The sequence below is a fragment of the Paenibacillus ihbetae genome (assembly GCF_002741055.1).
In the GTDB taxonomy this organism is placed as follows: domain Bacteria; phylum Bacillota; class Bacilli; order Paenibacillales; family Paenibacillaceae; genus Paenibacillus_AQ; species Paenibacillus_AQ ihbetae.
This window is the reverse complement of record NZ_CP016809.1, coordinates 5,022,039-5,043,077: the sequence shown is the minus strand read 5'-3', so window position 1 is coordinate 5,043,077 and position 21,039 is coordinate 5,022,039. Positions and strand designations below refer to the sequence as shown.

Here is a 21,039-nt window from a genome sequence, read left to right as displayed (position 1 = left end):
ATCCCTATAAAGAATAGAACCCCCCGGTTAACGGGGGGTTCTGCTTTGACGCGATCCGGTCCGTCCAGACCCTGGACGCGTGCGGTTACAGCTTCAGAAGGGTAATGATGGAATCGCTGAGCGCCTCCATATACAGCGGATCGCTGTTCAAGGAATCGATCCGCTCGAGCCGCATATCCATTTCTTTCGCAATGCTCTTCGCTTCGATATCCAGATCATAGAGCACCTCGAGATGGTCCGAGACGAAGCCGACAGGAGCGACAAGCACGTCCTCGACCTGCTCCTCTTTATTCAGCGTCTGGAGCGTATCCAGAATGTCCGGGCCAAGCCATGGCTCTGCCGTCCGTCCCGCGCTTTGCCAAGTGAATTGCCAATGCTTCACGCCGGCCTTCTCCGCTACAGCCTTCGATGTCTCCAGCAATTGATCCTGGTAAGGATCGCCCATGGAGAGAATCCGTTCCGGAAGGCTGTGGGCGCTGAACAGCACGCGCACGCTGTCCCGGTTCGCTCCAGCTTCCTCGAACTGGTTCAGCTTTGCCGATACCCGGTCCGCAAATGCCTCGATCAGCTTCGGATGCAGATGATAGCTCTCCACGAACGAAATGTCGAGACCCAGCTCGTCGGCTTTCGCCTTCGCCCGCTTCACGTAGGAGCCGATGCTCATCGTAGAATAATGGGGCGCAAGGACGATTCCAACCGCTTTCGTAATCCCGTCCTGCACCATCTTCTCCACGCCGTCTTCAATATACGGAGCGGCATGCTTCAGCCCCTGATAGCATACGAATTCGACATCCGTCGCGCGGGGATCCACGTTCAGCGTGTCTTGCAGCGTGCGGACCTGCCGGTCGGTATTCTCGCGGAGCGGGAATACGCCCCCGACGATGGCCTCGTAGCGTTCCGTCAGCTCGCGCAGCTGCTCCTCGGAAGGCTTATTTCCCCGGCGGATATGGGTATAATAGCTTTCGATTCCTTCCATGCTTTCCGGCGTTCCGTAGGACATGACCAACACGCCAATTTTATTCTTCATAACCTTCTCACCTCTAGCTATTAAGTATTCGTTCTCTAAGCTCGCTGTGCGGCGGTCTTTAATGCCTGCGCCGAGTATTCATGGATGTAGGAGGTCAGCTCGCGCAGCTTCTCCAGCGAAGCTTCCGGAAACAGTCCATGCCCCAGGTTAAACACAAAGCCGGGCTCTTGAATCCCTTGATCAATGATTTCTTTCGCATACTGCTGAATCAGCGGCATCGGCCCGGTCAGCACGGTCGGATCGAGATTGCCTTGAACGGCATATTTACCGCCCAAGCGGCGGCGCCCTTCGCTAATGGACACTCTCCAATCGAGGCCGATGACGTCGGCGCGGAGATCAGTCAGCGTAGGCAGAAGTTCTCCGGAGCTGACGCCGGGAAAATAAATTTTAGGCACGTTCAAATCCGCCAGCTCCGCAAAAATCCGTTCGATCGTCGGCAGGACGAAGGTGCGGAAATCCTGAGGAGACAGGGCGCCGACCCAGCTGTCGAACAGCTGGAACGCCTTGCCGCCATTGTTCACATGCGCTCTTAGATAAGCGATGACCATATCGCCGAGCTTGTCCATCAAGGAGAACCATACCTTCGGCTCGCTGTACATGAGCTCTTTCGTCCGCAGATAATTTTTCGAAGGTCTTCCTTCGATCAAATAGCTGGCAATCGTAAACGGCGCGCCCGCAAACGTAATGAGCGGCACCTCCAGCTCTCTGTCCAAGATTCGGATCGTTTCCAGCACATGTCCGAGATCGCCCTCCACATCAATCGGGCGGAGCTTCTCGACATCGGCTGCAGTACGTATCGGTTGATCGATAACGGGACCGATATTTTTCACAATATCAAAGTCGACCCCGATCGAAGCAACCGGATTCATGATGTCGGAATATAGAATCGCCGCATCGACACCGAGCTTCCGTACCGGCATCAGCGTTACTTCAGCCGCAAGCTCGGGCTGGCTGCAAATTTCCAGAAGGGAGTATTTCTCTTTAATCTTTCGGTACTCCGGGTCATAGCGCCCGGCCTGCCGCATATACCATACCGGAACATGGGTGATATCCTGCTTGCGGCATGCGCGGATAAATTGATCGTTGTAGGTCATGATTAGGCCCCCATCAATAGTTCATCAATGTGTATAAAGTTTCCTACTGTTCATTATGCCCTTTTTAAAAGTAAGTAACAACCGTCTTACATGGACATCCTATGAAAATCAGATGACAATCTTATGACATTGTCAACATTTGGCGCTTTTCAGATGTGTTATACTGAAAGAACGGCATTTTTTAGGGTATGCATAATTGGAGGGCCCGGATCGCTTCGGGCTGGACAGCTTAGAAAGGAAGTGAGTGAGCACATTGAACCGTTGGAAAATCAATCTCATTGTGCTTTGGTTCGGGCAGTTTTTGGTCAACTCCGGGATGACGATGATCACCCCGTTCCTGACACTGTATTTGGCGCAGGACCTTAACGTCACGGGGGAGAGGGAGATTGGCGTATGGGCAGGACTCATATTCGCAGCCAACTTCCTGACCTCATTTATTTTTCAACCGATCTGGGGCAAGGTGGCCGACAAGTACGGCCGCAAGCTGATGCTGCTTCGTTCGGGGTTCGGCATGGCGATCGTCATCGGCTGCATGGGCTTTGCCACCCACCCATGGCATCTGCTGGCCCTGCGGCTGCTGAACGGGACGATTTCCGGCTTCAACCCGGCGGCGATTTCGCTTGTGTCGGGCACCACGCCGAAGAACCGGATGGGCTTTGCCATGGGCATCATGCAATCCGGACAAGTTGCCGGAACGATCCTCGGCCCCTTGATCGGCGGCGTCATGGCCAACTGGGTCGGATACCGACCGATCTTCTTCATTACGGGCGGCCTTATATTTGCTGCTTCACTGCTTGCGTTGTTTCTGGTTAAGGAAAAATTCGACCGGGAGGAAGCCGCGCAAACGCCCCAGGTATCGGTTATCGGCGGCCTGAAGGAGCTCAGCCATATTCCGCAGCTTCCGGCTCTGTTCGCCGTTACGTTTCTGCTGCAGTTCGCGATGATCAGTCCGATGTCGCTCTTGCCGCTGTATGTTCAGAAGCTTCACGGCACGGCCGAGAATATCGCGATATGGGCCGGCTTCGTCGTTGCGGTTACCGGCTTGTCCAACATGATTGCCTCTCCGATCCTCGGCAGGCTCAGCGACAAGGTCGGAGCACACCGGATATTGACGTACGCCTTGATCGGGACCGGGCTCACCTTGATCCCGCAGGCCTTCGTACAGTCTGTGTGGCAGCTGATTCTGGTGCGGTTCATGATGGGTGTCTTTATGGGCGGACTCCTGCCGAGCGTCAATGCGCTGATCCGTTCGTACACGCCGGACGGGATGGAGAGCCGTTCGTTCGGCTTCAACACAAGCTCGCTCGCCCTCGGCAATATGCTGGGCGCCGTCATCGGCGGATTTTTAGCCGGGTTTATCGGGATCGAGGGATTGTTCATCACTTCCGGCTGCCTGCTGATCATCAATATGCTGTGGGTAAGAAGGAAGCTGTTTGCGGGCAAGCCTGCTCCGAAATTCCGGTAGCGGCATACGCATAAGAAAACCATTGTCGTCCGAGCGTCGCTGTTCATCGTGCGGCAGTCATCATTGCACCGCGCGCCGGGAGAGGCACGCGGTAAGGATACAAAAAAGGGAGATCCAGGCGTAATACGCCCGGGATCTCCCCTTTTTTGGGTACAATTACTTTACACGCGCCAAAATAAGACCGTCATAGGCAGGGAGCAGCGTGCTCACAAGACGGTCGTCCGTCGCGATCCGCTCATTAAAGCGGCGTACGGCCTGCACCGACGGCCCGTTTTTATCCGAATTCAGCGTTCTTCCGCGCAGGAAGCAGTTATCCCCTGCGATCAGCGCCCCCGGATTCGCCAGCTCGATGGCATAATCCAGATACAGCGGGTAATTCTCTTTATCGGCATCGATGAAGAAAAAATCAAACGTCTTCCCTTCCCGCTTCAGCTCGGCCAGACTGTCCGCCGCAGGACCGATCCGGTATTCCACCCGATCCTTAAAGCCCGCCTTATCCAGATGACTGCCGGCCAGCTGCGCATACTCCTCCTTCAACTCGAGCGAGGTGAGCCTGCCGTCAGCCGGAAGACCCCGGCAGAGGCAAATGCCGCTGTAGCCGCCGAGCGCGCCGATCTCCAGTATGCTGCGCGCGCCTGAAGTCTGCACGAGCAGTGTCAGCAGCCTGCCGTATGCGGGGGCTACGGATACCTCGGGCATCCCTTTCTCCCTAATGGCTTGCAAAACCTGCTTGAGCTCGTCATCTTCGGGATATAATTGATTAACATAATCGTCAGGGGTCGTCAGCAAGTGATGCCGCCTCCTTTGGTTCAGCCTTGTAAGCCTTTAATGATCCGTTAAACCTAACGAGGTCTATCATAAGACAATTGTCTTGGCGAATGCAATCGCCTATACTATAAAGATTGAACCGGCGGCGTGAAGCGCCGTACACATGTTAAATGGAGTTGACACCGTTAATGCCTCGATTACAATTGATCGCAACCGCCCCTATGGGCCTTGAAGCTATTGTCGCACGGGAACTGAAGGAGCTCGGGTATACCGATATGGAAGTAGAGAACGGAAGAGTGACCTTCTCCGGCGACCTGATCGATATTTGCCGCTGCAATCTGTGGCTCCGGACATCCGACCGCATCTTGGTGAAAATGGGCGAATTCAAAGCGATGACCTTTGACGAGCTCTTTGAGGGGACGAAGGCGCTCCCTTGGGAGCAGTGGATTCCCGCGCGCGGGGAATTCCCGGTTGAAGGACGCTCCCATAAATCCCAGCTGAGCAGCGTTCCGGCCTGCCAAGGGATCGTCAAGAAGGCGATCGTGGAGAAGCTGAAGCTGTCGCACCGTACCGAGTGGTTTCCCGAAGATGGTCCCCGGTACGTCATCGAAGTGTCGCTGCTGAAAGACCGCGCTTTATTAACGCTCGATACGACGGGACCGGCTCTGCATAAACGCGGATACCGCAAGCTGGTGACCGAGGCGCCCCTAAAGGAAACGATGGCGTCCGCCCTCCTGCAGATCAGCCGCTGGGGTCCCCACCGTCCGCTGTATGACCCGTGCTGCGGCTCCGGTACTATTCTGATTGAAGCCGCTATGCAGGCTTGGAATATCGCGCCGGGTCTGCGCCGCTCGTTCCCTTCCGAGCACTGGGATATCATCGGGGATAAGCTGTGGGAGGCGGCCAGGGAAGAAGCGTTCGATGCCATAACCGACGACATCCCGCTTCACATCGCGGGAAGCGATATCGATCCGAAGGCGATCGAAGTGGCCAAGGCGGCAGCCAAAAGCGCCGGACTTGCCGGCGAGATCGACTTTAAGATTCTCCCTGCCGCCAAAGCGCTGCCTGAAGGAGAATTCGGCTGCATCATCACGAATCCTCCGTATGGCGAACGCTTGAGCGAGAAGCCGGAGGTAGAGCGGCTGATCCGCCAATTGGGCACGATGACCGGGGCGCTCCCGACATGGTCCTTCTTCGCGCTCAGCCCCACCAAGCAGTTCGAGCATTATTTCGGCCGCAAGGCGGACAAGCGGCGCAAGCTGTATAACGGGCGGATCGAATGCCAGTACTATCAGTACTTGGGCCCGTTACCTCCGCGTAAGTCTGCGCCTGAACAATCATTAAGCTGAAGCAAGGCTTTCATCACGCCTATCAAGCCAGAGCCGCCTGCAGGGCGGCTTTTTGCTCTTTCGAGAGCTTGAATCCGCCCGGTGAGACATGAGTTTGCGTCCCATTTATGTTATAAATGTAATCATCGATAACACCGGCTCGAATCGGGGAACACCCGATGCTAGAAGGAGGGGCTCCAACATTGCTATCATTCAACGCCCGGCGCGACCCGCGAAGTCGGGTCGCCTGCATTTTACATTACCGATATACGGCATACTGGATATTTCTTATGCTTATGATGTGCAAGCTGGTTCTTTTCGACGACAGGCTTCGGCTGGCCCAGATCCAGCTTGATCAGGCGGACTATGTCATCGCGGTTGGCTCGCTGCTTCTCATCTCGTTCTGGACTCTGTGGCTTCCCCCTAAGGGAAGGCTTGTCTCCTTGACGCTGTTAAACATGCTGTGGACCGGCATCCTCTATGCGGACCTCGTGTACTACCGCTATTTTGACGATTTCATAACGGTGCCGGTGCTGCTTCAAGCCGGTCAGGTCAGCTCGCTGGGCGACAGCATCCGGTCCCTGACAGCCCCGGGTGATCTGTTCTTTTTTATCGATTGGCTGGTCATGATCCCGTTCACGGTCCTTATGCTGCTGCGTAAGAAGAAATCGGGAGAGGCACGCGGACTGTCGTTTGCAGCAGAGCTTCGGCAGGCGCGAAGAAGAAGGCTCGTCCTTCGGCTCATATCCGGATCGCTCGCTCTTGTCCTGGGTCTTGGCATGACCTTGCTGCCCATTAAACGGGCGTCGGATACGTGGGCGGTCGGCCTCTTCGAAGGCAACTGGTGGAATATCACGCTGTATAATGTTACCGGGTTGATCGGCTTTCACGGCTATGACCTGTATCGTTACGGCCGGGATCACGTTATCAATCAGCCTAAGCTCGCCGGGACGGAGATTGAGCGGATTCGGGAGTGGTTTGAGGCCAGGAGGTCCACGCAGCCGAATGCAGGCGGACTGTTCGGGAAGTATAAAGACAGCAATGTCATCATGGTTCAAACGGAGGCCTTGATGAACTTCGTGATCGGGCAATCCGTGAACGGACAGGAAATTACGCCGAATATCAACCAACTGATGAAGGAGAGTTTGTATTTCAGCAATTTTTATCATCAGACCGGGCAGGGACGAACCTCCGACGCCGACTTCGTGACGCACAGCTCGCTGCTGCCGCTGCCGACGGGCTCCGTATTTACCCGCTACGCGGACCGGGATTTCGATACCCTTCCGGAAATATTGAAGGACCAGGGCTATTCCGCCAACGTCTTTCACTCCTATGATGCAAGCTTCTGGAACCGGACGACGATGTACCGCGAGATGAAATACGACCATTTTTACAGCAAGAAGGATTTCGTGATGAACGATGTGCTGGGCTGGTCCCTGAGCGATAAAGCCTTATTCGACCAGTCGCTCGATTATATGAAGAATATCAAGCAGCCGTTCTATTCGTTTCTCATCACCCTGTCGAGCCATCATCCGTATCATCTCCCCGAAGCGGAGCGCAAGCTGGACATCGGCGGCCTCGAGGGAACGATGCTGGGGGATTATCTTCAGTCGGTCCATTACGTTGACGCTGCGTTCGGCGAGCTTGTCGAGCAGATGAAGGAGCAGGGCCTGTGGGATAACACCATCCTGTTAATCTATGGGGACCATGACAACTCCATCAAGGAAAAAGAGGACTACGAGCAATTGTTAGGCCGCGAGCTAAGTCCGCTTGATATGGAGCAGATCATGAATCAAGTGCCGCTGCTCATTCACTTGCCGGATGGCGGCAGCGCCGGTGTGTATTCGGAACCCTCCGGCATGATGAACGTGGCGCCTTCGATTCTCCACCTGCTAGGGATAGCGGCAGACCCTTATTGGATCGGCGGGCATCTGTTCGGTGACGAAGAGCGGCTGATCCCGCTGCGCAGCGGGGCGTTTTCCGACGGGAAGGTGTTCTATCTGCCATCCGAGGCCGCCGGGCTTCAGGGAGGCACGTGCTATGACCTGACGAGCCGTCAGCCGACCGATATTCAGGCTTGCAGCCAGGGGTACGAGGAAACGCAGGAAATGCTGCAAATGTCGGATCAGGTGATCATGTATGATATGCTCCGACAATTTAAAGCTTCGGATCCTTCGGCAACCCCCGAGCCTTGATCAACAGCTCCTGTCGTCCTATTGGGCAGCCAAGCGGACACAGGGGCTTTTTTTGAGGTAAAAAACCTGGAGTTGGACGACAGGCTGTCTATCCCTAAGGAAGCGGGATGATTGGGGAGCCATCACTAAAAAAGCCCGCTATTCGAGCATCACGGCTCTGTAGCGGGCTTGCACAGGATTCTTCCCTATTTCTTGCTTGAACGAAGCTTGGACAGACGTTCCTTCTCCTCGCCTAACAGCTCCTCCGCCAATTCTACGGCGTTCGGGCTTCCCTGCTCCATCATCTGAGAAACGGCCCGTTCCGTGTGGGAAAGGGAATTCTCAGCCTGACGGATCAGCTGCTCCGTAGGATGCGACATGGCCGACGATACGGCACGGTGCAGCTTCTCGACGGAATCCAAAGCGCTATTGCTGGGGTTGTTGGAATGAAGACTGGAATCGTGGCTGTTCATGTTGGTTGCTCCCTTCTGAAGTTAAAGGTTCCTGCTGCCTTCTTAGCATGGATGGACAAGGCAGGAACTATACCCTTCAAATGGGGATTGCCAGGTTTATGCCGGCAGCTCAAATTCGCCTGAAATCTACTTGACGAACGGCTGAGCCTTGGCGAGCACTTCATCCTCTGTCGGGGCGCTGACATACCGGCCGTTGATATAAATGAATGCACGCTTGCCGCAAGGTCCGCAATAGGATTTGCACCCAATTTTGATCTCGGCGTCAGGCGCCATTTTCTTGATTTTCGGGATAAGGGTCTTCAGTCTTGTATGCTTGCATTTCTCGCAGACTCTTATATCATTTGCCATCGTTCATACCTTCTTTACTGCAGCAACCTAGTGGTCGCCGTGATTGCCTTTGGACGGATTCGTGATGACGAAGCCTTCCTGTGGAAAATAGAGATAATCAATCTTGACGCCGTCAAGGAACGGCTGCCCCTTCTCCAGAATCACGTCAATCTCTTTATCGGTCGCAACCACTTCGTCGTTTTCCTTCGGCGTATCGAAATCAAGCCCGTAGTGGGCATGATCGCCGTGCGCATGGGTCACGATGACCCGGAGCAGCTTTCCTGCATGCTCTTCCTTCGCCATCTCTCGCTTTATAACCTTGGCCGCATTGCGGGTGATTTTACATTTCACTATTCGTTCATCTCCTCTAAGATGATGCATTCAATAGTTTATTGTAGACCATAGTGAGGAAGATGCGCAAGAGCACGGTGTGTGCCATCCGTCTCCGGTCGGCATGACCCGGCCATTTCCTATGGACACGTCAATCTCAAGCGTTCCTACCTCACCGTTCGCCGCTGCTTATCCTGCAGTAATTGAGGGTACTTTCGTTCGACGCGCGAAACGAACCAGTTCATCAGCAGCATCGTAAAGCCGATATCATCGATCGGCAGCAGAGGCAGCAGATCCGGAAGCACCCAGTAGAGTATCACCGGAACCAGAAACAAGAGCTTGTCCGGCAGCGAAACCTCAGAGGAGGCGATATAACCGAAAATACGCTGAAATACATGCGACCAGCGCCGCAGCGACCATAATCTTCTCCATTTCATGATGCTATCCCTCCATTCGGGCCGCAGTTATGTTTATCATTACCCAAACTTCAAATTACAGCCTCCGTTTACGAGACGGTTGGGCATAACGAAGTTGTTCAGCCTTGGGTTTGGCCGGGTGTGAAGCCTTAAGCCGTGACGAAAAAATAGCAAGACCGCTGCAGGAGATTCCATGCAGCGGCTGCTCCTAAAGGATATACGAGTTCGGCATCGCTTCCGTTTCATATCATTTGTTATTTCAACGACATGAACGCAGCGGCGATGGAGCCTACCTCAACGCATAAATCCTCAAAATCCTCCAGCGGGAGCGGATTTACCCCAAGCCCGATCTCAACGGTAAAGCCGGGTCTCCGATAATGCTGAATGAACCAGTCTTTATATCCGGCATCGCTGCCCTGCAGCTTCACCGGGCGGTAGCCCGCTGCCTTGCCCAAAAGCCTTGCCCAGCCCTCGGTCTCGGGCGGCTCATAATCCCTGTAATTCCAATAGATCTCTTTCCCCTGGCTGTGCAGGGAAACAGCCCTTACAGGGGATATATCCAGGGTATGCTCGTATAAGGCTCTGGCTTCCGGCTCACACAGCGGGGCGGTTCCGGCATAATCCTGGGGACACGGCCCCGTCTTCCCCCTGCGCTCCACCTCTTCTTCCCAATGCGCGGGAAACTGGTCGCCGAGGTCGACTCCGCGGATGTTAGCCTTCCAGCGGCGGAAGTCTTCGCGCCCATGGTTCCAATCCAGCAATTGATCGTAATAAGGATGGTCCGGGGTTACCCCCTCCTGCACAAGCTCCACGCCGTCCGGATTCGCCATGGGCACGAGCCATAAGGTGTATTCGGCATACCATGCTTCCGGGTCCCCTCCATAAATGCGCGTACCTCCGGATAGCGCTTTGGCATAATCCTCTGCAAACCGCAGCAGACACGGGGCGGTAATCCATTCATTGGCATGCAGGGCCGCATTCATATGCAGCGCCTTCGGGCCGACGCCAATGGAAGCGGCATAGATCGGTTTGCCGAGAACGCTTGCGCCGATCACCGTCCACTTCACGGCCGGGTACCTTGCGCGCATTTCTTGAATATCCCGCTCAAGCTCGCTTGGGCCGTACTCGCCCGCCAGCCTGATCAGATGCGCGGATGCCGGGGCAGGCAGAACCAGCGTCTTCCCGGGAGGCAGGCTGTGATCCGTTAGCCCGGGATTCAGGTCAATCAGAGCGTCAACGGATAACCGGAAGGCCGCGCCGATGCGCTCCAGCGTGTCCCCCTCTTGAATGATGTACCTCCGGCGCAATGAGGAAGGGAGATACAGCAATTGCCCCTTTTTCAAATAAGGCTGCTGGGCCGCCCATGGATTCGCCGTTAACAGCTGTTCCAGCGCCAGGCCGTTTCGTGCCGCGACGCGTCTTAAAGTATCGCCTTTCTGAACGACATACTGCTGCATAGTGGATTCCTTTCCGCGGACGGAGCCGCTTCGATTATCGTCCACTCCATATATATGAGCTGCGGCTTGTCCATCATGTGCCTTTGAACCGGCGGATGATCCGGCATATTGCTCCAACGGCCGCATTAACCGCAGTCGGTCCCTGTCCCTTAACCCTTAGGGACAGATCGACAAACGGGCCGGCAGGGAGTTTGTTCCCTGCCGGCCCGCTGCTTACGTTATTTTCGCTCGATGATGATTTGTGAATTATAGCTTCGTAATCTGCCATACCACCGGCGTCCGCTTAATGTGATCCCCCAGCCATTCGGTAGCGATGCTCTGGAAGATCACCGGATCTCCGGTGCAAAAAAACTGATGGACCGGGCTCTCGTCATTGCTGGCGAGCTGTCCCTTGTCGTACAGAATCGTGCTGACCTCGCGCGCGGTCTCGTCAGCCGAGCTGATCAGCTTCACATCCTGCCCCATAACGGTCTGGATGGGCTCCATCAGGAATGGATAATGCGTACAGCCAAGGATCAGACAATCGATGGATGAGTCTTTCATTCCATTCAATGATTCTTCGACAATCTGCAGCGAATCTTTGGATCGGAATAATCCGTGCTCCACCAGCGGAACGAGATCCGGGCAGGCCCGGCTCTCAACCTCCACATAGGGGGACAACTGCTTCAGAGCCGCCGTATATGCTCCGCTTCCGATCGTCCCGACGGTGCCGATCACACCGACACGCCCGGTCTTGGTCGCACTGATCGCGGCTCGCGCGCCCGGATGAATGACGCCGATAACGGGCACCGGCACCTTGGATGAAATATAATCGAGCGCCGCCGCCGTAGCCGTATTGCAGGCGATGACAATCATTTTGGGATCATATTGGATTAGATAATCTACAATCTGTTCCGTAAATAAACGGACTTCTTCCGGTGTACGGGGTCCGTAGGGTGCGCGGGCAGTATCTCCGAAATAAATAATCTTCTCTCTCGGGAGCTGTCTCATCACTTCCTTAGCGACGGTCAGCCCACCCACACCTGAGTCTAGTATTGCGATTGCTTGCTGCACGAACCCACCGCTTCCTTCTCATCATATTCATGGTTTACGTGATACCATATGTCATTTCGGTTCGAAATGTACCTAAATCTTACCCCAATTCCCCCCTATCTTCAACAAGGGGCGCCAGGATTAGACAAGCGCTGGAAGTACGCAGCTGAGCTATGGAAGACACCTGCTGAAGCACCTGCGGATAAGCCCCCCAGGTCAACTGGAGCGATTTCAACGGTCTAAAAACTACGCTCGCTCGTTTCCCGGAATTTCCTCATTAATGCTGACTCAAACTCCCTCCTCCTGGCGTGAAAATGCGCATAGCAAAAAGCCGGGCCTGCATCTATAGCAGTCCCGGCTTTCGCGTATGTTCGATATGGTTGCTGCAAACACCGCAGCGATTATACTTGCGAATCTTTGGACTCCGGAATGAAGGTAATGAACTTCTCTTCCTCCTCAGCCTCTTCATCGCTAAAGGACGATACTTGAACGATGTCCTCCTCTTCAAGCCAGGATTCTTTGCGGCCCCGCCATGCCTGAATGTCGGAGATCACGTTTTCAGCGCGATCGGTCATAATGCCGACCAGATTCAGGCCCTGCTCCCCAACCTTCTCGGCTGCCTCCTGCACCTTGCTCCCGATGCCGCGGGCGCCTTCGGCAATATCGCCCCGTAGCTCCTTGCCGGATTTCGGTGCGAGAAGAAGCGCCGTCACGGAGCCTGCAACGCTGCCGATCAATACGCCCCACAGGAGTCCTTTGCTCTTATCGTTCATACAATCCCATCCCTTCTATTTGGCCTGCCCCTCGCCGGATTTGGCGGAAGAGTATCTGCTCCATGAGTGCCATAGGGTCATGCCGGCATCAATCCATCGGAACATCTCCCCGATATGCCTTTCATTATCGAGGCGCGCACGCTCCAGATGCTCAATCGCCGTGATCGAAGCCTTCTTCCCTACGGCATGAACGGCATCCGCCGTCTTGGCAATGGCCGAAGCAGCATCGTTCAGCGAAGAGGTTAAGGCTTCACCCGCCGCCAGCTGCCGCTGTACCATCTCCATCGATACCGAAGCCTGCTTCAACACTTGCGAGGCCTCCTGGGCCAGCTGCGTGCTGTCCTGCTCCAGCTTGGCAAGAACGGCTTCCGTATGCTGCAGCAGCTTGCGAAGGGACAGCATCATCACGATCGCTGCGCCGGCAACGATCAAGATTCCGACAGCAGCCGCAAGCGCGCTCCACTCCGTCATAGGGAACTCCTCCTTTCATCCGACCGGGCGAATGCCTAGTCGCTTGATGCATTATAAGCAGAATGGGCTTGTATTGACACAGCTTTTTACATTTTTCTCGGGAGGTTCTGCCTAGAGCCTGGGAACAACGAAAAAAGCCCGGGATATCCCGGGCCTGAGGTTTTACGATAGGGATCGAAAACTGCGCAAAACGTAGAAACTCACTCTGGCTTAAAGCTCTTTCTTCAAATACTCGCGAACATGCGCCGCGAACCGCTCCAAAGCATCCGGCAGCTTCGCCGTTAATGGATGCAGCGAGTGCCTGTCCCAATCGTAATATTCCTGAACGAGCGGCTTGCGGAGCCGAACCAGCTCCAGCAGCACGGCATGCACGTCTTGTGGAAAGACCTTCTCCTCATGAACGATGTCCATAATATCCTCGTAGCTGCTTGCATCCCGCATAATAAAGCCGTCGATCAGATAGCTCCCGACATCGGTCACGACCTCAATCGCCAGATGTAGGGCCCGTTCCTGCATCATCCCCAGCACAAGTCCGCCGTCCCATGACTGGGCTGCTGTTCTGAGTCCCTCCGCAATCTCGGGAATGGCTTCGAGCCGTCGTTCAATTTGTTCCTGATTCACATAATACACGGTCAATCTCCTCCAGAGGTGTTAATGGTTAGCACAAAACAAACAACGGGCTACACTTCAAAATCGACGCTGAGCGTATGATCCTTGACGGTATTAATGTAACGGATCACTTCCTGGTGGACCGGATGAACCGCGTAAGCCTGCAGATCCTCAAGCGAATCGACTTCGACGATAAGCGCCAGATCGTACGAGCGCTCCGAACGGATGACATCGGCACCGGCCTCGATCGATCTCAGCATCGGGATTTTTCCTTCCATATCACGCAGCACTTCTACCGTCCGTTCAATATTTTCCGCTGTAGGCTCCTTTAATTTAAAAAACACAATATGTTTAATCACGATTGGTTCCTCCATCTCTTCGCTATGTAAAATTCCCACTTCTATCATACCCCGTTCGTGCGGAAAAGGAAATCGTGACGCTGTTGAGCCACATGGAATTGATCCTAATATAAATGGATCCTCTCCGGTCGGAACAGGTTAATAAAATCCACGATGAGATGAGTATTATCCATTCTTTCCGGCTTGCGATAGCGCTATCATAAGAGAACATGAACTGAAAAGGAGGATTGTACTTCATGGATAGAAATGAATATTTGCAAGTGATCGACGGAGCGATTGCGAGAGGGCGATTCAAAGACGATTGGGGGTCTCTTGGAGCATTTCGTGTTCCCGAATAGGTACAGAGATGCCAAATTCGGTATCTTCATCCACTGGGGTGTATACTCCGTACCTGCTTTTAAAAACGAGTGGTATCCACGCAATATGTACATTCAAAATTCAGAGGAATATGAGCATCATATTGCTACTTACGGAGAGCACAAACAGTTCGGGTACAAGGATTTCATTCCGATGTTCAAAGCTGAGCGGTTTGACGCGGAAGAATGGGCCGATTTATTCAGACGCAGCGGGGCCAGATATGTAATGCCCGTTGCCGAACATCATGATGGTTTTCAAATGTACAAAAGCGGACTCTCCCGGTTTAACGCCTATGAGATGGGGCCAGGCCGGGATCTTCTCGCTGAAATGAAAACCGCTTTCGAACACCAAGGACTGGAGCTGTGCGTCTCTTCTCACCGTGCGGAACATTGGTTCTTCTTGTCTCACGGCAAAGATTTCGATTCGGATATCCGGGAACCCCTTGCACGTGGCGACTTCTACTGGCCGTCAATGCCGGAGCCGGATCATCAAGATCTAGCAGGCTCGCCTCCGAGTCATGAATTTTTGGAGGACTGGCTGCTCCGGTGCTGCGAGCTGGTCGACCGTTTCCGCCCTAAAGTTTTTTATTTCGACTGGTGGATTCAGACCAGCGCTTTTAAACCGTACCTGAAGAAATTCGCAGCCTATTATTATAATAAGGGCGACGAATGGGGATACCCGGTTGCCATCAATTACAAGCACGACGCTTATATGTTTGGCACGGCCGTCCCTGATGTAGAGAGAGGCCAATTTGCGGAACTGAAGCCGTACTTTTGGCAAACCGATACAGCCGTTGCGAGGAACTCCTGGTGCTATACGCCCGATAATGAATACAAATCGCCAGTCGAAATCATTCAGAATCTGGTTGATATCGTGAGCAAAAACGGCAGTTTGCTGCTCAACATTGGGCCCAAAGCAGATGGAACGATCCCCGCCGAGGACCGAGATATTCTCATTGCCATCGGAGATTGGCTGCGGGTCAACGGAGAAGCAATATACGGGACAACGTTTTGGAAAACATTCGGTGAAGGGCCGACGGAAATTAAAGAAGGTCAATTCACGGACGGAACGGCCACAGACTTCACAAGCGAAGATATCCGTTTCACAATGAAAGGATGTTATCTGTATGCAACGGTTTTGGCTTATCCTGTGGATGGCATCGTCCGCATCCGTTCGCTGAAAGAGCGTTCCCCCCACTATCATGGCATCATCCGGGATATTCGTGTGCTCGGGTTCGATGAGAAGCCGACATGGGATCGAAACGATGAAGCCTTGTCGATACAAACCGTAACAGTTAAGAGTTCGGTACCGGTCGTTTTTCAAATCGAAATCGAATAATATGGGCGAACGGACAAACCTTCCCCGCCTTCTTGTCAAAACTGCTAGACAAGAGGCGAGGAACTCTTTTTTTCTTCCATCAATCTAAAAAGCCATGTCATACTGGGGGGGCATATCAGTATCGGCTTAGATCGTTGTGCTGTTCGTCTCTTTGTATACAAAGTAATCAAAATCAGCGTGCTTCCGGGTCCCGCCAAGATCCTGCACACAAAGACCGATGTAGGTTCCCGTAAACCGGATATATTCAGGCGATTCATCGGACAGATGCGTGATATCGAACCATCCGCCTGCGGGATACCAGGACGGATTATCCTGCAACGCATAGTAGAAGCAGGCACGGTCATGATCAACCACAACCTTTAACCGGATTCCGTTCACTGATTTCAGCGGAATATCCTCCAGCAGCTCATCGTAAACCCCGTATCTGGACTGAATGATTCCCAAGCACTGTCCTTTTTCTTCATGATAAGTTACCCGTAAATAAAGATAGTCTTTCGTGTCGTAATACAGAATCAGCCCTGCCATTTGCTGCGGATGGTCCGGTGCAAACTCCAGACAAGTTTCGGCTTCACACGCAAAAGCCTGCAGTCTTCGGGCGACCATGCTCTGCCTGTGCGTCGAGCTCATCGACTCCATGCCGCGCAGGCGCAAGTAACCGGGATGTTCAGCAAGGCTCAGCCACGTCGGGTCCGGCGGAATACGAAGCGTATTCCAATCGCTCCGGAGCATGGGTTGATCAAAGTGGTCCATCTCCGGTGCCGGTTCAAAAGGATGCGGCTTGATTTTTGGTGCAGGCACCTGAACCTCGGGATATCGGTCACCGTTCGCAAGCCGCAGCCAGCCGTCCTCGCTCCAAGTGCACTGCTGCAAAGCCGTCTCACGGCCAAGTGTGCAAAACTGTCCATTCACAGGCCGGCCGACCAGGTGGGCCATGTACCATTCACCGCTGTGCGTCTCGACCAGGCTGCCGTGACCTGCCTTCTGCAGCTTTAAATCCGGCCTGCCGTATGAAGTAAGGATCGGATTGGCAGGATCGACCTCATAGGGCCCTTGTAACGTACGGGATCGTGCTACCGTCACCGCATGTTCATAACCGGTTCCCCCTTCAGCCGTGAGCAGATAATAATACCCCTTATATTTGTACAGATGCGGTGCTTCTGTCAGCCCTAATTCCGTGCCCTTGAATATGTTAACGGCGGGCCCGGTCAGTTTTTGTTCCTGAACGGAAAATTCCTGGAGCACGATGCCCGAGAACCGGTTCTTTCCCTTACGGTGATCCCAAATCATATTGACCAGCCACTTGCGTCCGTCCTCATCATGAAATAAGGAAGGATCGAACCCGCTGCTGTTCAAATACACCGGCTCGGACCATGGGCCTTCGATATCCGTCGCCGTCACAAGGTAATTATGGGTATCTTTAAAAGCGCCGACCCGGCTTTTGACATCTGTGTAAATCAGGTAAAACACGCCGTTGTCATAGCTGAGGCAGGGAGCCCATACGCCTCCGGAATCGATGTTGCCTTCCATATGCAGCTGCGATGTCCGGGTCAGCGGAGATTGTATCGGCTTCCAATGAACCAGGTCCCGGGAATGGTGAATCCGTACGCCCGGGAACCATTCGAAGGTGGATGTGGCGATATAATAATCTTCCCCCGCCCGGCATATGGACGGATCGGGATGAAAACCGCGAAGAATGGGGTTCGTGATCATATTCATTTAAACAACCTCCGGCATGAAAATGATGATTGTACAAAAAGTGATGGTTTCAGTGCCAGCCCAGTACTTTTTTGCCGGCTTCCAGAGCGGTTATGATCCGTTCCACGTCGTACACATTTCCTCTCCATGTCCCTCCGCTGACGGACTGCAGCGCAGCCCACAGCCTGGTGTCATCCGGCAGAGCTTCATCCGGCCGCATATCGGGATGGAAAGGCCTCTGTGCCAGGATGAGAGCGCCTTCCTCCGGCGAAACCTCGACTTCCCCTTCACCGACAAAATTTATGCTGCCTTCCAGCGTGTTGCGATCCACGACGATATCAATCAAGTCACCGTTCCGAAGCTTGCCGATCGGCCCGCCCGCCAGCGCTTCGGGGCCAACATGGCCAATGCACGCCCCGGTGGAAACACCGGAAAACCGGGCATCGGTAATGAGCGACACGTATTTGCCGAAAGACAGATGCTTCAGCGCAGACGTAAGCTGGTAAGTCTCCTCCATCCCGGTCCCTGACGGACCCCGCCCGAGAAGTACGACGACGTCGCCTGCCAGAACTCCGCCGGTCTTAATCGCACGGATCGCTTCGCGTTCGGTTGTAAATACCTTTGCTCTGCCTCTGTGACGATACACGCCATGGTCATCCAGTACCGAAGGGTCGATCGATGTGGATTTGATCACAGAGCCTTCCGGAGCGATATTCCCGGTCGGAAACGTTACGGTAGAGGTAATGCCAAGACGCCGCGAATACTCCGCGCTCATAATGACACTATCCGGATCAACCCCGTCCTTCTCTTTCAGCTGCTTCCGCAGCAGATGACGGCGTTCCGACGATTCCCACCAGTCGAGCACCTCGCCCAGCGTCGTACCTGTTACGGTAAGCACGGACTCATCCAGTATGCCAAGCTTTCTGAGGTGAAGCATCACTTCAGGCACTCCTCCGGCCTGAAACACCCGAATGGTCGGGTGGAAGATCGGGCCGTTCGGCAGGGCGCTGACCAGTCTCGGCACATGCTTGTTGACCTGGATCCAGTCCTGCACCGCAGGCACGGTTAAACCGGCTGCATGGGCAATGGCGGGAATGTGGAGCAGCAGATTGGTAGAGCCGCCGAATGCGGCATGAACGGCCATCGCATTGCGAATCGCCGCATCGGTGACAATGTCCGCCATTCTCAGCCCTTCGGACTCCATGACCATGAGTGCGCGTGAGGATTGCCGAGCCATTTCGATCCAGATCGGCTGCCCGGATGGTGCAAGCGCGGCATGCGGCACCGTCATGCCCATCGCCTCGGCGACGACCTGGGCCGTTGCCGCCGTGCCTAGAAACTGGCAGCCTCCTCCCGGTGTAGCACATGCCCGGCAGCCGAGCTCCGCCGCCGCTTCCAGGGAGAGCTCGCCGCTGACGTACCGTGCGCCGATCGTCTGAATTTTGCCGGCGTCCTCTCCATCGACAGGCGGAAGGGTGACGCCCCCGGGAACGATCACACCCGGCAGCTGTGGCATGCCAGCAATTGCAAGCATCATCGCCGGCAGACCTTTGTCGCAAGTGGCGACGCCGATCACCCCTTTGCGCGTCGGCAAGGAGCGAATCAGTCTGCGGAACACCATGGCAGCATCGTTCCGGTATGGAAGGGAATCAAACATGCCTGTCGTTCCCTGTGATCGCCCGTCACAAGGGTCGCTGACATAGCCGGCAAACGGAATTCCACCGCGGCCCGATATCTCATCCGCCGCGGCCTTCATGAGCAAGCCGACCTCCCAGTGGCCCGTATGGTAACCGAGGGCGGCAGGACTGCCGTCCTCGTTGCGAATTCCGCCCTGCGTGCTCAGGATCAGAAACTGTTTTCCGTTCAACTCCCCGGGCTTCCAGCCCATCCCGACATTCTGGGACATGCCGAACAAGTCGCCGCTCGGAGCGTTCCGCAGCAAGTCATCCGTTAAAGGCAGCCGTCCCGCCGCCCCGGGAGCATACGCCATAATATCGAAACAGCTTGAGTCTTTCTCCCCCATTATCGACATAATCTGTTCGTGCATGGCACCCTCCCGCCGCCTAAGACTTAACGAAAACCGTTTTGATGGAAGTGAAAAACTCGATGGCCGCTTGCCCCTGTTCCCTGGAATGCGAGCTCGACATTTTCATTCCGCCGAACGGAGCCTGCAGCTCTACGCCGGCCGTTTCCGCATTGATCCTGACCAATCCGGCATCCATATCCCGGATGAAAGACAGCATAGCGCCGACATTTTGCGTATAGATGGAGGCACTCAAACCAAAGTCGCTGTCATTCGCCGTCTCTATGGCTTCCTCCAGGGAATCCACCGCGATCAATGCAAGCACAGGGCCGAAGATTTCTTCCCGGGCTATGGACATATGCGGTTCGACCCCCTCAAATACGGTCGGCTGGACATAGAATCCCTCTTCAAGTCCTGGACCGTCCGCTCTTTTTCCGCCGGTCAGTAGCACGGCGCCTTCATCCTGCCCTTTTTGAATATAGTTCAGCACCGTTACGAGCTGTCCTTCGTTCGCGCACGGTCCCATCCAGCTTTCGGAAGACATGCCGTCCCCCAACCGGATCTCCCGGATTTGCGACAGGAGCTTTTCTTTAAAAGCTTCATATACTTTCCGCTCAATGATGACCCGGCTGGTGGCGGTGCATTTTTGGCCGGTGGATTTCAAGCCGCCGCTGATGGTCGCCTCGACTGCCAAGTCCAGGTCCGCATCTGCCGCGATAATGATCGGATTTTTGCCGCCCATTTCAAGCTGATACTTGGCTCCCCGCCCCAAAGCGGCGGTGCCGACCCGTTTTCCGACTTCGTTGGAACCTGTGAACGTTATCCCGTTGACATCCGGATGCTCGGCAAGCGCAGATCCGATCACCGAACCTCTGCCGCATACAAGATTGAGAACGCCTGCCGGAATTCCCGCCTCCTCAAAGCATTCCATGATTTTGGCTGCCGTGACCGCCGTTTCCTGCGCCGGCTTTAACACAACGGTATTGCCGTATATCAAAGCCGGGGCCGTCTTCCAAATCGGAATCGCTACGGGAAAATTCCATGGGGCAATGACGCCCACGACGCCAAGCGGTACACGGGTCGTAAACATCAGCGCTTCGCTGTCCGTCGAAGGAATGACATCACCGATTTTTCGCATCCCTTCGCCGGCGTAATACCTTAGGATCGCGACGCCGCGCATCGTCTCTCCCTTAGCTTCTGCAAGCGTTTTGCCCATTTCCCTCGTCATCGCCTCGGCGACCTCGTCGACCCGGCGTTCCAACACATTCGCCGCCTTGTACAGAACATTGCCGCGTTCCGCGCCGGTTAATCGCCGCCAGGCTCGGCCTGCTGCTTTGGCCGCTGCGACAGCACGGTTCAGATCCGCTATACCGGAAACCGGTACATAACCGACTACCTCATTCCGGTTTGCCGGATTGATGCTGGGTTCGGATTCTCCGGACGCAGCCTTCACCCATTCTCCGTTGATATAGTTCCTGTATACTTGCTCTCTTTGAAATGCCGTCATGGAAATACGCCCTCCT

The 21,039-nt window shown here is 54.6% G+C and carries 20 protein-coding genes; 4 read left to right on the top strand and 16 right to left on the bottom strand.

The window, feature by feature from the left end:
• Positions 1-85: 85 nt before the first annotated feature.
• Together hemH and hemE are read right to left on the bottom strand one after the other, a co-directional pair.
• Positions 86-1,027 carry a ferrochelatase gene (gene hemH, locus BBD41_RS22520; protein ID WP_099478774.1) on the bottom strand — a complete coding sequence of 314 codons (942 nt, stop codon included), beginning with the start codon at positions 1,025-1,027 and terminating at the stop codon, positions 86-88.
• Between the two features lie 35 nt (positions 1,028-1,062).
• On the bottom strand, positions 1,063-2,121 hold the full coding sequence (hemE, locus tag BBD41_RS22515) for a uroporphyrinogen decarboxylase (protein ID WP_099478773.1): 1,059 nt from the start codon (positions 2,119-2,121) through the stop codon (positions 1,063-1,065).
• A 244-nt stretch (positions 2,122-2,365) separates the two neighbouring features.
• Here hemE and BBD41_RS22510 point away from each other — a divergent pair, with 244 nt between their 5' ends.
• Positions 2,366-3,586 carry an MFS transporter gene (locus tag BBD41_RS22510; RefSeq protein WP_397311265.1) on the top strand — a complete coding sequence of 407 codons (1,221 nt, stop codon included), beginning with the start codon at positions 2,366-2,368 and terminating at the stop codon, positions 3,584-3,586.
• A gap of 156 nt (positions 3,587-3,742) precedes the next feature.
• Here the strand turns inward: BBD41_RS22510 and BBD41_RS22505 are convergent, their stop codons facing one another.
• Positions 3,743-4,375: an O-methyltransferase gene (locus BBD41_RS22505; RefSeq protein WP_077567525.1), complete on the bottom strand. Its 633-nt coding sequence runs from the start codon at positions 4,373-4,375 to the stop codon at positions 3,743-3,745.
• 167 nt (positions 4,376-4,542) lie between these two features.
• Here BBD41_RS22505 and BBD41_RS22500 point away from each other — a divergent pair, with 167 nt between their 5' ends.
• The gene (locus BBD41_RS22500; RefSeq protein WP_099478772.1) at positions 4,543-5,703 is read left to right on the top strand and encodes a THUMP domain-containing class I SAM-dependent RNA methyltransferase; all 1,161 of its coding nucleotides are present in this window, start codon (positions 4,543-4,545) and stop codon (positions 5,701-5,703) included.
• Between the two features lie 182 nt (positions 5,704-5,885).
• On the top strand, positions 5,886-7,877 hold the full coding sequence (locus BBD41_RS22495) for an LTA synthase family protein (protein ID WP_099478771.1): 1,992 nt from the start codon (positions 5,886-5,888) through the stop codon (positions 7,875-7,877).
• Positions 7,878-8,062: 185 nt separating this feature from the next.
• Here BBD41_RS22495 and BBD41_RS22490 read toward each other — a convergent pair whose 3' ends face one another.
• The 10 genes from BBD41_RS22490 to BBD41_RS22445 form a co-directional block, all read right to left on the bottom strand.
• Entirely contained in the window at positions 8,063-8,329 is a 267-nt protein-coding gene (locus tag BBD41_RS22490) for a hypothetical protein (protein WP_077567528.1), read from the bottom strand.
• Positions 8,330-8,455: 126 nt separating this feature from the next.
• Positions 8,456-8,677: a YuzB family protein gene (locus BBD41_RS22485; protein ID WP_007127675.1), complete on the bottom strand. Its 222-nt coding sequence runs from the start codon at positions 8,675-8,677 to the stop codon at positions 8,456-8,458.
• A 27-nt stretch (positions 8,678-8,704) separates the two neighbouring features.
• The gene (locus BBD41_RS22480; RefSeq protein ID WP_077567529.1) at positions 8,705-9,007 is read right to left on the bottom strand and encodes a HesB/IscA family protein; all 303 of its coding nucleotides are present in this window, start codon (positions 9,005-9,007) and stop codon (positions 8,705-8,707) included.
• 146 nt (positions 9,008-9,153) lie between these two features.
• Positions 9,154-9,423, bottom strand: coding sequence for a hypothetical protein (locus BBD41_RS22475; protein ID WP_077567530.1), 270 nt, complete (start codon positions 9,421-9,423; stop codon positions 9,154-9,156).
• A gap of 233 nt (positions 9,424-9,656) precedes the next feature.
• Complete coding sequence (locus BBD41_RS22470; RefSeq protein ID WP_077569062.1) at positions 9,657-10,859, bottom strand: M14 family zinc carboxypeptidase; 1,203 nt, start codon at positions 10,857-10,859, stop codon at positions 9,657-9,659.
• Positions 10,860-11,105: 246 nt separating this feature from the next.
• On the bottom strand, positions 11,106-11,912 hold the full coding sequence (gene racE / locus BBD41_RS22465) for a glutamate racemase (protein WP_077567531.1): 807 nt from the start codon (positions 11,910-11,912) through the stop codon (positions 11,106-11,108).
• Between the two features lie 380 nt (positions 11,913-12,292).
• Positions 12,293-12,664 (bottom strand): YtxH domain-containing protein, encoded by a 372-nt coding sequence (locus tag BBD41_RS22460; RefSeq protein ID WP_077567532.1) that lies wholly within the window; start codon positions 12,662-12,664, stop codon positions 12,293-12,295.
• Between the two features lie 15 nt (positions 12,665-12,679).
• Entirely contained in the window at positions 12,680-13,135 is a 456-nt protein-coding gene (locus tag BBD41_RS22455; protein WP_077567533.1) for a DUF948 domain-containing protein, read from the bottom strand.
• A gap of 210 nt (positions 13,136-13,345) precedes the next feature.
• On the bottom strand, positions 13,346-13,765 hold the full coding sequence (locus BBD41_RS22450) for a DUF86 domain-containing protein (RefSeq protein ID WP_077567534.1): 420 nt from the start codon (positions 13,763-13,765) through the stop codon (positions 13,346-13,348).
• A 50-nt stretch (positions 13,766-13,815) separates the two neighbouring features.
• The gene (locus BBD41_RS22445) at positions 13,816-14,103 is read right to left on the bottom strand and encodes a Dabb family protein (RefSeq protein ID WP_077567535.1); all 288 of its coding nucleotides are present in this window, start codon (positions 14,101-14,103) and stop codon (positions 13,816-13,818) included.
• 324 nt (positions 14,104-14,427) lie between these two features.
• Between BBD41_RS22445 and BBD41_RS22440 the strand changes: the two genes are divergently transcribed.
• Entirely contained in the window at positions 14,428-15,798 is a 1,371-nt protein-coding gene (locus tag BBD41_RS22440; protein WP_237086862.1) for an alpha-L-fucosidase, read from the top strand.
• A 126-nt stretch (positions 15,799-15,924) separates the two neighbouring features.
• On the opposite strand, the gene BBD41_RS22435 is transcribed toward BBD41_RS22440, so the two are convergent.
• From BBD41_RS22435 to gucD, 3 genes are read right to left on the bottom strand one after another with little or no spacing between them, the layout of a single operon-like run.
• Positions 15,925-17,514 carry a glycoside hydrolase family 43 protein gene (locus BBD41_RS22435; protein WP_077567537.1) on the bottom strand — a complete coding sequence of 530 codons (1,590 nt, stop codon included), beginning with the start codon at positions 17,512-17,514 and terminating at the stop codon, positions 15,925-15,927.
• Between the two features lie 49 nt (positions 17,515-17,563).
• Positions 17,564-19,540 carry a YjhG/YagF family D-xylonate dehydratase gene (locus BBD41_RS22430; RefSeq protein WP_077567538.1) on the bottom strand — a complete coding sequence of 659 codons (1,977 nt, stop codon included), beginning with the start codon at positions 19,538-19,540 and terminating at the stop codon, positions 17,564-17,566.
• A gap of 16 nt (positions 19,541-19,556) precedes the next feature.
• Positions 19,557-21,023, bottom strand: a complete 1,467-nt coding sequence (gene gucD, locus BBD41_RS22425; protein WP_077567539.1) for an alpha-ketoglutaric semialdehyde dehydrogenase GucD — start codon at positions 21,021-21,023, stop codon at positions 19,557-19,559.
• Positions 21,024-21,039 lie beyond the last annotated feature (16 nt).

Coding starts and splice junctions, on each gene's coding strand:
- hemH (WP_099478774.1), bottom strand. CDS start 1,027: ATGAAGAATAAAATTGGCGTGTTGGTCATGTCCTACGGAACGCCGGAA.
- hemE (WP_099478773.1), bottom strand. CDS start 2,121: ATGACCTACAACGATCAATTTATCCGCGCATGCCGCAAGCAGGATATC.
- BBD41_RS22500 (WP_099478772.1), top strand. CDS start 4,543: ATGCCTCGATTACAATTGATCGCAACCGCCCCTATGGGCCTTGAAGCT.
- BBD41_RS22490 (WP_077567528.1), bottom strand. CDS start 8,329: ATGAACAGCCACGATTCCAGTCTTCATTCCAACAACCCCAGCAATAGC.
- BBD41_RS22485 (WP_007127675.1), bottom strand. CDS start 8,677: ATGGCAAATGATATAAGAGTCTGCGAGAAATGCAAGCATACAAGACTG.
- BBD41_RS22475 (WP_077567530.1), bottom strand. CDS start 9,423: ATGAAATGGAGAAGATTATGGTCGCTGCGGCGCTGGTCGCATGTATTT.
- BBD41_RS22470 (WP_077569062.1), bottom strand. CDS start 10,859: ATGCAGCAGTATGTCGTTCAGAAAGGCGATACTTTAAGACGCGTCGCG.
- BBD41_RS22460 (WP_077567532.1), bottom strand. CDS start 12,664: ATGAACGATAAGAGCAAAGGACTCCTGTGGGGCGTATTGATCGGCAGC.
- BBD41_RS22455 (WP_077567533.1), bottom strand. CDS start 13,135: ATGACGGAGTGGAGCGCGCTTGCGGCTGCTGTCGGAATCTTGATCGTT.
- BBD41_RS22435 (WP_077567537.1), bottom strand. CDS start 17,514: ATGAATATGATCACGAACCCCATTCTTCGCGGTTTTCATCCCGATCCG.
- BBD41_RS22430 (WP_077567538.1), bottom strand. CDS start 19,540: ATGCACGAACAGATTATGTCGATAATGGGGGAGAAAGACTCAAGCTGT.
- gucD (WP_077567539.1), bottom strand. CDS start 21,023: ATGACGGCATTTCAAAGAGAGCAAGTATACAGGAACTATATCAACGGA.